At 40.5% G+C, this 12,071-nt stretch carries 12 protein-coding genes; 11 read left to right on the top strand and 1 reads right to left on the bottom strand.

Translation table 11 applies throughout. The features are described 5' to 3' along the window. Positions 1-25: 25 nt before the first annotated feature. Positions 26-1,261 carry an anaerobic sulfatase maturase gene (locus tag ABN217_RS07290; RefSeq protein WP_349459258.1) on the bottom strand — a complete coding sequence of 412 codons (1,236 nt, stop codon included), beginning with the start codon at positions 1,259-1,261 and terminating at the stop codon, positions 26-28. A 535-nt stretch (positions 1,262-1,796) separates the two neighbouring features. On the opposite strand from ABN217_RS07290, the gene agaR reads away from it, so the two are divergent. The 11 genes from agaR to ABN217_RS07235 all read left to right on the top strand — a co-directional run bounded on the left by agaR (position 1,797) and on the right by ABN217_RS07235 (position 11,816). Beyond that, a complete protein-coding gene (gene agaR, locus ABN217_RS07285) occupies positions 1,797-2,576 on the top strand; it encodes a transcriptional repressor AgaR (protein WP_036912386.1) in 780 nt (259 codons plus the stop codon). Positions 2,577-2,629: 53 nt separating this feature from the next. After that, positions 2,630-3,910 (top strand): tagatose-bisphosphate aldolase subunit KbaZ, encoded by a 1,281-nt coding sequence (gene kbaZ / locus ABN217_RS07280; protein ID WP_349459257.1) that lies wholly within the window; start codon positions 2,630-2,632, stop codon positions 3,908-3,910. Between the two features lie 12 nt (positions 3,911-3,922). After that, positions 3,923-5,113: an SIS domain-containing protein gene (locus tag ABN217_RS07275; RefSeq protein ID WP_197268933.1), complete on the top strand. Its 1,191-nt coding sequence runs from the start codon at positions 3,923-3,925 to the stop codon at positions 5,111-5,113. Between the two features lie 24 nt (positions 5,114-5,137). Next, complete coding sequence (agaV, locus tag ABN217_RS07270) at positions 5,138-5,632, top strand: PTS N-acetylgalactosamine transporter subunit IIB (protein ID WP_196553963.1); 495 nt, start codon at positions 5,138-5,140, stop codon at positions 5,630-5,632. A 49-nt stretch (positions 5,633-5,681) separates the two neighbouring features. Then, positions 5,682-6,449, top strand: a complete 768-nt coding sequence (gene agaW, locus ABN217_RS07265) for a PTS N-acetylgalactosamine transporter subunit IIC (protein WP_069367637.1) — start codon at positions 5,682-5,684, stop codon at positions 6,447-6,449. After that, positions 6,439-7,329 (top strand): PTS system mannose/fructose/sorbose family transporter subunit IID, encoded by an 891-nt coding sequence (locus ABN217_RS07260; RefSeq protein WP_072069318.1) that lies wholly within the window; start codon positions 6,439-6,441, stop codon positions 7,327-7,329. Before agaW ends, ABN217_RS07260 begins: the two co-directional genes overlap by 11 nt. Positions 7,330-7,428: 99 nt before the next feature. After that, positions 7,429-7,863 carry a PTS galactosamine/N-acetylgalactosamine transporter subunit IIA gene (agaF, locus tag ABN217_RS07255; protein ID WP_072069317.1) on the top strand — a complete coding sequence of 145 codons (435 nt, stop codon included), beginning with the start codon at positions 7,429-7,431 and terminating at the stop codon, positions 7,861-7,863. Further along, positions 7,860-9,029 (top strand): N-acetylglucosamine-6-phosphate deacetylase, encoded by a 1,170-nt coding sequence (gene nagA / locus ABN217_RS07250; protein ID WP_072069316.1) that lies wholly within the window; start codon positions 7,860-7,862, stop codon positions 9,027-9,029. Before agaF ends, nagA begins: the two co-directional genes overlap by 4 nt. 42 nt (positions 9,030-9,071) lie before the next feature. Next, complete coding sequence (gene kduI / locus ABN217_RS07245) at positions 9,072-9,902, top strand: 5-dehydro-4-deoxy-D-glucuronate isomerase (protein ID WP_197268934.1); 831 nt, start codon at positions 9,072-9,074, stop codon at positions 9,900-9,902. Between the two features lie 79 nt (positions 9,903-9,981). After that, positions 9,982-10,737 carry a 2-dehydro-3-deoxy-D-gluconate 5-dehydrogenase KduD gene (gene kduD, locus ABN217_RS07240; protein WP_196553968.1) on the top strand — a complete coding sequence of 252 codons (756 nt, stop codon included), beginning with the start codon at positions 9,982-9,984 and terminating at the stop codon, positions 10,735-10,737. A gap of 17 nt (positions 10,738-10,754) precedes the next feature. Further along, a complete protein-coding gene (locus ABN217_RS07235) occupies positions 10,755-11,816 on the top strand; it encodes a glycoside hydrolase family 88/105 protein (RefSeq protein ID WP_197268936.1) in 1,062 nt (353 codons plus the stop codon). Positions 11,817-12,071 lie beyond the last annotated feature (255 nt).

Genomic DNA, 12,071 nt, shown 5'->3' with positions numbered 1-12,071 from the left:
AATAAACAAGATAAAATAAAAAGAGTTACTTTAAGTAGTTTTTTTTCATCGCAGGAAGTGCATCACTAGCAATGCCCCCACGTGAAATAGCTTGTTGCATTAATTGCATGCCTATCGCGGTATGGTGAAATATTTTTTTATAAGAGCGACATAGGTAGTTATGGCGATGTTTTTCGCCTTCAATAGCAATAATGCGATGTTTAGGGCAACCGCCATAACATAAGCTTTGCACTTCACACTGTTTGCAAAGGCTTGTTTGTTTATCATATTTATTTTGGCCAAAGCGCTGTTGCTGTTTTGATGTGACTATATGAGCAAGGCTGTTTTGATGAATATTGCCCAAATTATTGGCGGGATAGACATAGTGATCGCAAGAGTAAACATCGCCATTGGCTTCAATGATCAATGCTTGACCACAGGTTTTAGATTGAATACAGGTTGATGCAGGATATCCCATCCATGTGCCTAATAAACTATCAAATAAGCGGATATATATTTTCCCGATATCGCCTTGCCGTACCCATTCATCAAATACTTCAGCCATAAATTGTCCATACCCTTCTGCTGGAACAGAAAACGGCGCTAATTGTGCATTAGGGCCTGGTGCATAATGTCCTCCATGAGTATGAGGAAAGCGTCTATCGACTTCGACAATGGGAATAAATTGAAAGAAAGTGGAACCTAATTCTTTTAAGGCTTGATAAGTTTCTTTTCCTTTATTCCAGTTTTGGTCATTAACGACAGTGAGTGTATTAAATTCGACGCCATATTCATTGAGTAATTTAATTGCACGTTTTACTCGTTCAAAAGTAGGGCTTCCGTTGACAGAAATACGATATTTATCGTGAACAGCTTCAATACCATCAATTGAAACGCCTAATAGAAAATGATTATCAGCAAAGAATTGTGCCCATTGGCGATTAATGGCAATTGCATTGGTTTGTACACTATTTGTAATTGTCTTACCGTTAGCAAATTGTTTTTGGTATTTGACAACTTGCTCAAAGAAAGCCAATCCTGCAAGTGTTGGCTCTCCACCTTGCCAAGAAAAATCAACCTGATCACCACTGTGTGATTGAATATAATCTTTAATATAACGACGAAGCACACCATCTGGCATTACGGTATGGCCTGTCTCTTTTTTTTCATCTGGAAAAATATTTTCTTTTTCCAGATAAAAGCAGTATTCACACTTAATATTACAGTGGTAGCTTGTAGGTTTTGCCATCATATGAAAATAAGCAGGTTGATTTAATGCCATTAGTCATTTCCTGAGTTTCTTTTTTATCCTGTTACATTACGTAAAATTTATCAAAACAAAAGAGATTAAAATCACAAATACGAAATAACGAAAGCAAATGAAAGATTTTTTCGAAAGTTAAATACTGTTATTTTCGATGAAAATACTTTCGATTCGATACTATTTCATATTCTATTGACTATTTGAGCTATTTATTTTGATTTGTTTTTCGAAAATAAATGAATGTCATGAAGTTTTAATCTGTATCTTGTGAGATAAGACGAAATTAAATCTATATTATTGTGTTTTACCTAGTTGTATGTGGTGTAATCATAAGTATAGTGTTGCGTTATATCATTTTATTTATTGGAAACTGATGGCCTGAAGGCTATCATTGAAATGACACGAAAATAATCGTAAGCATTCGATGATGAATCGAAACTTTGTGAAAGAGATCAAAAGTTTTGTTTTTTTGCATTGTCGGTTAAAATTGGCGTAGTAAACTACATTCGAAACCAATCGAAAGAAAGTCTTTTGGTTTCGTAAGGAGACGAAAGTGAAAGCGGCAGTTGAGAGGCGTATGGAAATCCTCGATATGGTAAACCAGCAAGGTAAAGCCAGAGTCGAAGATCTCGCTGAATTATTTAAAGTCTCAAGTGTCACTATCCGCAGCGATCTAAGTTTTCTTGAGAAAAATGGTTATATCGTTCGCTCTCATGGTGCAGCAATTCCTAACACAGGATTTATTGCCGAATTGAGTATCCACGAAAAACGTGGACAAAACGCGGGCATAAAAACATTAATCGGGAAAGCTGCCGCAACGCTGATAAAGGATGGAGACACCGTCATTCTTGACTCGGGGACAACTACTCGCGAAATCGCGACACATTTAAAGTCGCGCGAAAATGTAGTGGTCATGACTAACGGTCTGGATGTCGCAATGGAGTTAGCAAATACCTCAGGTGTGGAAGTATTAATGACCGGTGGTGTATTGCGAAAAAGTGCGTTGTCTTTTTCAGGCTCACAAGCTGAAAATAGTCTTAGAAATTACCGTTTTGATAAGGTTTTTCTAGGTGTTGACGGATTCGATTTACGTGTTGGTATTACTACACACAATGAACAGGAAGCCAGCCTTAACCGTTTAATGTGTGATATCTCAGAAACGATTATTGCGGTTGCAGATTCTACGAAATTCAGTAAACGCAGCTGTCATATGATCAGAGAATTTGGTGATATTGATATATTAGTGACCGACTCAGGTATCCCTGAAGAATATATTCAGGAACTGAAAGATCACAAAATCGAAGTGATTATCGTCGACGATAAGGCATCGTAATTTGCTAACTCCATTAGCAACACCGCCGGTGTTGATTATGGAGTTAGTATTTAATGCATCCTTTAGAAAAGATTGTTCAGCAACACAAATCAGGCAAACAGAATGGTATTTATTCTGTTTGTTCTGCCCATCCTTTAGTAATAGAAGCAGCTCTATTACAAGCGCTGGATAATGATTCCTTTCTGCTAATTGAAGCCACCTCTAATCAGGTTGATCAGTTTGGTGGTTATACGGGAATGACTCCCGCTGACTTCTACCAATATGTTATCGAACAGGCTGAAAATGTCGGTTTTTCTATCGAGAAACTTATTCTTGGTGGTGACCATTTAGGGCCTAATCGTTGGCAGCATCTAAACGCTGAAGAAGCGATGGCGAATGCAGATGTGTTGATTGCACATTATGTTGTCGCTGGTTTCAAAAAAATCCACCTTGATTGCAGTATGTCTTGTGCTGACGATCCTGTTCCTTTAACTGATGAAATTGTGGCATCCCGTGCTGCACGTCTTGCTGTTATTGCAGAACAGACAGCAAAAGAGACTTTTGGTTATAGTGATATTGTCTATGTGGTTGGTACCGAAGTGCCAGTGCCGGGCGGTGCCGCTGAAGAGCTTGATACTGTTGAAGTTACTTCACCTGATGCTGCACGTAAAACCTTAGAATGCCATCGCCAAGCTTTTCAACATGCTGGTGTAGGTGATTGTTGGGAACGTGTTATTGGTTTGGTGGTTCAACCCGGCGTTGAGTTCGATCATACAGGGATTATTGATTACCAATCCGAAGAAGCACAATCATTAAGCCAAGTCGTGAACGATTATTCTCATCTAGTTTTTGAAGCCCATTCTACGGACTATCAAACCCAAGCGGCTTATAAACAACTCGTTCATGATCATTTTGCCATTTTAAAAGTAGGACCCGCATTAACCTTTGCAATGCGCGAAGGATTATATGCACTTTGCGCCATTGAAGAAACATTATTCCCTCAAGAACAGTGTTCTAAATTGCGTGAAAAAATGGAACAACTGATGTGCCGTGAGCCTGGATTTTGGCAAAAATATTATCACGGTGATGAGCGACAACAAGCCTTTGCTCGAGTGTATAGTTTTAGTGATCGTATCCGTTATTACTGGCCTGATGCTGAAATTAATGCTGCTATCGATACGCTAATGGATAACTTATCCGTTAAACCAATTCCATTGCCGTTACTAAGCCAATACCTCCCTTATCAATTTACCCAATTTAGAGAAGGCATGATTGACGGCTCCCCTGAATCTTTTGTTATTGCGAAAATTCGTGATGTGTTATCGGTGTATGCCGATGCGTGCTATGTCCATTAATTGAGGGAAACCATGGAATATTTAAGCTATCAGACCGCTAAATTAGAGCAACTGAATGCATTTTGGACTGCGAAAGAAATTGAGCAACAACCAGAATGTTGGAAGAAAACGTGGGAATCAGTAAAAGAGAAACGTGCTGATATTGAAGCTTTTTTAGATAAAGCGCTCGCAGAGCCTCATGCGCGAATTATTTTAACAGGTGCAGGTACATCCGCATTTGCTGGAAAAGCATTAGCCCCTATTTTAAGTGGTCATACAAAACGCCGAGTAGATGCGATTGCAACAACCGACTTAGTGGCTGATCCACAAGAATATTTAGCAGAAGACATCCCAACGTTATTAATCTCTTTTGCGCGCTCAGGGAATAGTCCTGAAAGTGTGGCAGCGTTAGATATTGCGACTGCATGTCTATCTCAGTGTCATCACTTAGTGCTGACATGTAATGCAAATGGCAAGCTTTATCAGTATTGCCAAAACAACAGTAGTGCATTGGCATTGTTGATGCCTGAAGAATCCAATGACCGTTCTTTAGCGATGACCTCTAGCTTTTCATCCATGATGATGGCTGCAGTGACTATTTTTTTAGGAGATAACGTCTTTAGTGATTCTATCGCACCTTTTTTTAGTCACTATAAAGCGCAGTTTAATAAAGCGAATCAAATTATTCGAGATAAATACGCGGGTAAGTTTAAACGGGTTATTTATTTAGGAAGCGGTGGATTGCAAGGTTTAGCGCAAGAAGCTGCGCTGAAAATGTTAGAGCTTACAGCCGGTAAGGTGGTAGCGAGTTTTGATACTCCATTAGGCTTTCGACATGGACCTAAGTCTATTGTAAATAAAGAAACTTTAGTGGTGATGTTCTTCTCAAATGATCCTTACACTCGTCAATACGAGACTGACTTATTACGAGAGGTTATTCACGATAATGCATCAGGCAAGGTGATCGCGATCACCGCACGAAATGATAAAGCTTTTTCGCCAGAGAGTTTTGTTTATATTCCTGCGTTAGAGAACTGTTCAGATGTGGCGCTATTGTTCCCTTACTTGATGTTGGCGCAATCATTCGCATTTCACAGTTCCATTGCACTAGGGAATACGCCTGATAACCCGTCTCCAACAGGAGAAATCAACCGCGTTGTACAAGGCGTCACTATTTATCCGTTCTCATACAAAAAAGACGACACACAGTCTGCTTTAAATTAATAAAATATAATAAGAGAGCTAATCATGAACACACCGAATATTGTCTGGACCCGCATTGACGAACGTTTACTCCATGGTCAAATCCGCATTACATGGGGAAAACATACAGAAGCAAACCTGATTTTAGTGGCTAATGATGACGCAGCAGAAGGCCCAAATGCCGCATTCATGCAAGCTGGAATGAAAGCATCAGCAGGGGGCGAATATGCTGTTCGCTTCTTCTCTATTCAAAAAACCATTGATGTTATTAGCAAAGCATCACCTCGTCAGAAAATTTTTGTGTTGTGTAATAACCCAAAAGATGTTGCCCGTTTAGTGGACGGTGGTGTGCCCATTACTCACTGTAATGTTGGCAATATGCATTTTCATGAAGGAAAACGTCAAATTGCAAAAACAGTATCCGTTGATGAAACCGATATTGATGCGTTTAAACGCCTTGTTGCAAATGGGGTAACTTGCACAATTCAAAACACTCCCGATCAGACACCTGTTGATGTATTAACACTCGCATCTGCTTGATAAATTTCTGAGTAAAAAGAACCTGCATTAGCAGGTTTGAGGATTATTTATGATTTTTGAAGCTTCTTTAGTGGCTTTATGGGCCTTCTTTTGCGGTATAGATAAGTATGACGTTGCATTAAATATCCATCGTCCATTAATTACAGGACCTGTTGTCGGCCTGATTATGGGCGATATGCAGGTTGGATTGATTGCAGGCGCAACATTAGAACTTGCTTGGTTAGGGCTTGTTCCTAACGCCGGTGCTCAGCCACCAGATGTAACTTTAGGCACTATTGCTGCGGTTGCTTTTGCGGTAATGACAAATCAATCACCTGAAGTTGCTATGGGTATTGGTATGCCAATTGCTGTGTTAATGCAAATGTTGGTGATTGGCTTCTTTGCAATGACGGCGTTCACTATGGGAAAAGCCGATAGATACGCAGAAAGAGCCGATGCGGGTGGTGTGTCTCGGTTACTGATTATCACGATTATAGTACGTTCATTACTCTATGCATTAGTTGCCTTCGTAACGGTCTATTTCGGTGAACATGCAGCTCAGTGGATTGATGATAATACCCCGAAAGTGTTGCTTGAAGGCCTCGGTATTGGTGCGAAGATGGTTCCGGCTATTGGTTTTGCAATGTTGTTGAAAATCATGTGGTCAAAAGAAGTTGCAGGTGTGTTCTTTATTGGTTTCGTCATGACAACTTATTTAAAACTCCCAATTATGGCGGTTGCTATTTTAGGCGCATCAGCTGCTGCACTCTACTTCTTCTTTAGTGGTAACAACAAAAATACAAGTCAGCAAAATGAGGATTTCGAAGATGGTATCTGATAACAGCACTGCATTGAAAACACAGGATAAACCAGAAACGGGTTCTTTGATTGATGGTATTGATGAGTACCAAGATACTACGGTCAGAAAAGTTATCACTAAAGGTGATCTTTGGAAGTGTGCGTTCCGAGGGTTATTTATGGAAGGTAACTTTAACTTTGAACGTATGCAAGGTGGTGGATTTGCCTTCTCAATTATTCCAGCATTAAAGAAGATCCATGGGAATAATAAACGCGATTATGCAACATCACTGAAAAACCATCTGCAATTCTTTAATGCCAGTCCTAAACTGTTTACCTTTTTATTAGGTACAGCCGTTGCAATGGAAGAAAACAAAGAAAAACCATCAACTGTTAACGTGATGAAAGTTGCAGGAATGGGGCCAACAGGAGGCATTGGCGATGCTATCGATCATATGACCTTAATGCCACTGACATTAGCATTGGGTGCATCCATTGCAATGGAAGGTTCGATTGCGGGACCTTTTGTTTTCTTCTTTTTATATCAAATAGTGCACTTTTTAGTGTATTTCGGGCTGATGTTTATGGGGTATCGCGCGGGAACCGCCGCGATGGTCAATATGAGTGATGCCACTGAAAAACTAGCCAAAGCCGCCAATATTATGGGGATCTTTGTTATTGGGGCGCTCTCCGCGACCTTTATCAAGGTGCAAACCACCGCCTCGTTAGAGCTGGGAGGAAAGGTGGTCGAATTGCAAAGCGCGCTCTTTGACAAAATCATGCCGAATTTATTGCCTCTGTGCTTAGTTTTCCTGATGTACAAAATGGTAAAAAGCACCGGTTTTTGGGGTAAACCTCCGGTATTAATTTTCTCAACTCTTGCATTTGGCGTTGTCGGCCACGTATTAGGATTCTTATAACAGAGAGCCTTTACCACCGTCGTTATTGTCAATCGAAATACATTATTAACTTGCTATAAACGGGCAGGAGGGTCTTCTGCTGCCCGCAAGGAGTCACTCATGATAGGTCTTATTGTTTCAGGACATCTTAATTTTGCTTCTGGTATGGCATCAGCCGTAAAAGCGATTGCTGGCGAGCAAGACGATATCGCATTTATCGATTTTGTTGAGTCAATTTCTCCTGATGAACTTGAAGAAAAAATGCGTGAGGCGATTAACTCAATGTCATGTCAGCAATATCTGTTCTTAACAGATTTACCCGGTGGAACCCCTTGTAATCGAGCAATGGCCATTATGATGCAAAACCCTGCTGTTGAGGTATTAGCGGGTGTGAATTTACCGATGATTGTTAATGCAGCTTTTGAACGAGAAGGGTGTTCAACATCAGAGTTAGTGCAAACATTACGCGAAATAGGTCAAGACAGTATTCAAGATATTCGTGAGCAATTAGCACAAATAGACAGTAATAATGCTGATGAAGAAGACGGCTTATGAGTCAGCGATATGCGATTTTGGCAGATAGAACGTTTACGCCTGAAGGAATTCGTTATCTCTATTATGTCTGTGTTAGGGGCGATGTCATTGAATCGATCACCTCGCAAGCACCAACAGATTGCCCCATTATTCGACTAAAAGGGAAATCATTATTACCCGGTTTTGTGGATATCCATATTCATGGTCGTGAAGGTGCGGATGTCATGGATGCGACTGAACAAGGGTTGCAAACCATTGCTGATGCTTTAGTGAAAACAGGTGTTGTTGCGTGGGTTGGTACAACGGTTACTGCACCTATAGATGATATTCGCCTCGCATTATCACAAGTACGTGAGTTCTTATCAAAGCCACAAACATCCGGTGCGTTGTTACTTGGGAGCTTTTTGGAAGGGCCTTATTTTACTGAGCGTCATCGCGGCTCTCATCCTGTGAAATATCTTAAAGCACCGACAATATCAGAGTTAGAAACACTGCTCGAAAGTGCAGGTGACACATTATTGCGTGTCGCTGTTGCGCCAGAAGCACAAGGTTCAATAGATGCGATTGATTGGTTGGTCAATCGAGGTATTAAGCCAAGTGTGGCGCATACAGCGGCAACTTACGAGCAAACTTCAGATGCGTTTTTGCATGGTGCTGATTGTGGTGTGCATTTGTATAACGGTATGACGGGGCTTCATCACCGTGAACCGGGATGTTGTGGTGCAGTGTTATATCACAATGTATTAGCGGAATTGATTGCCGATGGCATTCACGTTCATCCCGTGATGATGCAATTAGCGTATCGCATGAAAGGTTATCAACAACTCGCTTTAATTACAGATTGCATGCGTGCCGGGGGATTGCCTGATGGTGATTATACGCTAGGTGCACAAACAGTGAGTGTTACTCAAGGTCAAGCTAAAACAGCCGATGGCTCTTTGGCTGGGAGTACCTGTAGCTTAGATAGTGCATTGCGAAATATGGTGAAACTTGCGCACATACCTGAGTGGGAAGCTGTACAAATGGCGACTGCGATCCCTGCGGAGTATCTCGGTATCGGCGATAAATTGGGTTATATCAAAGTAGGGCAACAAGCCAGCTTTGCTGTGGTGGATGAATGTTTTCATCTCACCGATACATTCATCAGAGGAAATCATATTTACTCTGTATCCGGGGAAAATGTATAGCTTTTCAGTTATGCACCCATCAGTAAAAATGAGGTATTTATAATGGAAATTCGTCAGCCAATTCATAGTGAACATGCTAAAAGGCTTGATACAGAAGGACTTCGCAAGGAGTTCCTGATAGAGAACCTATTCTGTGAAGGGGAAATGAATCTCACTTATAGCCATATAGACCGTATTATTGTTGGCGGTATTGTTCCTACAACGCAGCCTTTAGCATTAATGGCGGGTAAAGCCTTAGGCGTTGATTTCTTTTTAGAACGACGTGAGCTAGGTGCCATTAATATTGGTGGCGCTGGTAAAGTAGTTGTTGATGGTGAAGTGTTTGATATTGGTTCTCGTGAAGCCATTTATATCGGAATGGGCGCTAAAAGTGTTGAATTTATGAGTGATAATATGGAAACTCCGGCTCGTTTTTATATGAACTGTGCGCCGGCTCATCATACTTATCCAACACGCAAAATAACGCAACAACAAGCATCACCAGAAAAAATTGGTAATACAGAAAACTGTAACGTTCGTACTATCTATAAATTCTTACACCCTTCAGTGTTACCAACCTGTCAATTATCAATGGGCATGACGATGCTTGAGCCAGGTAGTTTATGGAATACCATGCCATGCCATACTCATGAGCGTCGCATGGAAGTGTACCTCTATTTTGATATGAAAGATGACAACGTAGTATTCCATTATATGGGAGAACCAACGGAAACTCGTCATTTGGTTGTTCGCAATGAACAAGCTGTTATCAGTCCTAGCTGGTCAATTCACTCAGGTGTGGGCTCTGCATCTTATACCTTTATTTGGGGAATGGTTGGTGAAAATCAGGTCTTCCACGATATGGATCATGTGGCAATGAAAGATCTGAAGTAACCATAAATAGTCACATTTTCTTCTTACCCTACTAATAAAAAAGGTGTGGCAATAAAGCCACACCTGAGAGGTTACCGCTATGAATTTATTCGATTTAAATGGCAAGATTGCTATTGTTACAGGTTGTAATACAGGTTTAGGTCAAGGTATGGCTATTGGTTTAGCCAAAGCGGGTGCAGATATTGTGGGTGTGGGTATTCAAGATGCACCTGAAACTCGCCAGCAAGTAGAGGCTTTGGGTCGTCGTTTTCATTACATTACACAAAATTTAATGAAACAAGATGGGTTACAAGCGCTGGTAGATGAAGCCGTTTCTGTTATGGGGCGTATTGATATTTTGGTGAATAATGCAGGGATTATTCGTCGAGAAGATCTATTAGAATTTAGTGAAAAAGATTGGGACGATGTGATTGATATTAATCAGAAAACATTGTTTTTTTTATCCCAAAAAGTAGCTCGCCAATTTGTGAAACAAGGTGAAGGTGGAAAGATAATTAATATTGCTTCTATGCTCTCTTATCAAGGCGGTATTCGAGTTCCTTCCTACACAGCAAGTAAATCCGCAGTTATGGGGTTAACCCGTGCATTGGCAACGGAATTATCTCAATACAATATTAATGTTAATGCAATTGCTCCGGGTTATATGGCAACAGATAACACTAGCGCGCTTCGTGCTGATGAAGCACGTAATGCAGCTATTTTAGAACGTATTCCAGCAGGACGATGGGGAACTTCCGAAGATGTTGCAGGCCCAGCAATTTTCTTAGCATCCAAAGCGAGCGATTATGTTACTGGGTATACCATTGCGGTTGATGGTGGTTGGTTAGCTCGTTAATTTTATGGAGAAATAGGATGGAACACGCTAATACAGATACTTTGCAAAGAGGGCTTGTATTACAAAACATGAAGCGAGTGTATCGTTATCAATCGGCTAATCAAGTTCGCAGTGTTCGTCGCCGTAGTGGTAAAACCCGTTTTATTAAAGATACCGATTGGGAACGTGGTGTTTTATGGAGTTGTGTTAGTGCAGCATGGCAAGTAACACAAGATGAAGAGTATCTCAATGGTGTGCTGAATTACACTTTACATACTGGATTTAGAACAGGTCCCAACGCACGTTTTGCAGATGATCATGTTTGTGCACAAGCTTATCTAGCTATCAGTCCACTTTTCGAACAATTTGAAGTGGTTGAACCAACAATCAAAGCGTTTGATATTATGCTTAATGAGCCAAAACTTGGTCGTGAGGATTGGTGGTGGTGTGATGCGCTCTTTATGGCACCTCCGGGATTTGCTGCACTTGCTGAAATTACCCATGAGCGACGTTATTTAGATTATATGCACACAGCTTATTGGGATGCGATAGACCATTTGCGTGATCCTGAAACAGGGCTTATTTTTCGCGATCATCGTTATATTCCTGATGGTCAAGGAAATGAATTACGTGAAGCCAATGGTGAAAAAGTTTTTTGGAGCCGTGGCATTGGCTGGGTTTTAGCTTCAATACCTCGCATTCTTCAATATATGCCTGATGATTATCATGGTCGTGAGCGTTATATCGCACTGTTTAAAGAATTAGCGACATCCATTCTAGATTATCAACATGAAGATGGTTTTTGGCGAACAAGTTTACTCGATCCTGATAATTTTCCTGCACCAGAAAGTTCAGCAACAGCACTATTTTGTTATGGACTAGCATGGGGAATTAATCAGGGAGTATTAGAGAATGAAATTTATTTTCCTGCTTTAAATAAAGCATGGTCGGCATTACAAACCTGTATTCATGACAATGGCATGATAGGTTGGGTTCAACTTCCAGCATTTAACCCTCGTGACGTGAAGTTTGAACATAATATGGATTATGGTGCTGGTGCTTATTTATTAGCAGGAAGTGAAGTTTTAAACCTTTTGTAAATTGCTAGAGCTTTGATATTGACATTTTGTTGTTTTTCTTGCGCTTTACATGCCTTCCGCGCAATATTTTCCTAATTTTCCTATCTAGGAGCCGACCAAAATAGAGGTCGGTTTTTTTTATATTTAATATAATAATAAGAGGTAACAATAATCTGTTACCTCTTATTATAAGTTAGGGTGCTTAGATTCAAACCCAATAATGAAGGCAGGAAATTGTGGGTGATCGCTCCCCCACAAGATTAATATAAAATAAAA

The organism is Proteus sp. fly-1067, assembly GCF_040139345.1.
Classification (GTDB): Bacteria; Pseudomonadota; Gammaproteobacteria; order Enterobacterales; family Enterobacteriaceae; genus Proteus; species Proteus vulgaris_B.
The sequence above is the reverse complement of the archived record's forward strand: the minus strand, read 5'-3'. Positions and strand labels throughout refer to the sequence as shown.

Coding starts and splice junctions, on each gene's coding strand:
- ABN217_RS07290 (WP_349459258.1), bottom strand. CDS start 1,261: ATGGCATTAAATCAACCTGCTTATTTTCATATGATGGCAAAACCTACA.
- ABN217_RS07275 (WP_197268933.1), top strand. CDS start 3,923: ATGGAATATTTAAGCTATCAGACCGCTAAATTAGAGCAACTGAATGCA.
- agaV (WP_196553963.1), top strand. CDS start 5,138: ATGAACACACCGAATATTGTCTGGACCCGCATTGACGAACGTTTACTC.
- kbaZ (WP_349459257.1), top strand. CDS start 2,630: ATGCATCCTTTAGAAAAGATTGTTCAGCAACACAAATCAGGCAAACAG.
- ABN217_RS07260 (WP_072069318.1), top strand. CDS start 6,439: ATGGTATCTGATAACAGCACTGCATTGAAAACACAGGATAAACCAGAA.
- kduD (WP_196553968.1), top strand. CDS start 9,982: ATGAATTTATTCGATTTAAATGGCAAGATTGCTATTGTTACAGGTTGT.
- kduI (WP_197268934.1), top strand. CDS start 9,072: ATGGAAATTCGTCAGCCAATTCATAGTGAACATGCTAAAAGGCTTGAT.
- ABN217_RS07235 (WP_197268936.1), top strand. CDS start 10,755: ATGGAACACGCTAATACAGATACTTTGCAAAGAGGGCTTGTATTACAA.
- nagA (WP_072069316.1), top strand. CDS start 7,860: ATGAGTCAGCGATATGCGATTTTGGCAGATAGAACGTTTACGCCTGAA.
- agaW (WP_069367637.1), top strand. CDS start 5,682: ATGATTTTTGAAGCTTCTTTAGTGGCTTTATGGGCCTTCTTTTGCGGT.
- agaF (WP_072069317.1), top strand. CDS start 7,429: ATGATAGGTCTTATTGTTTCAGGACATCTTAATTTTGCTTCTGGTATG.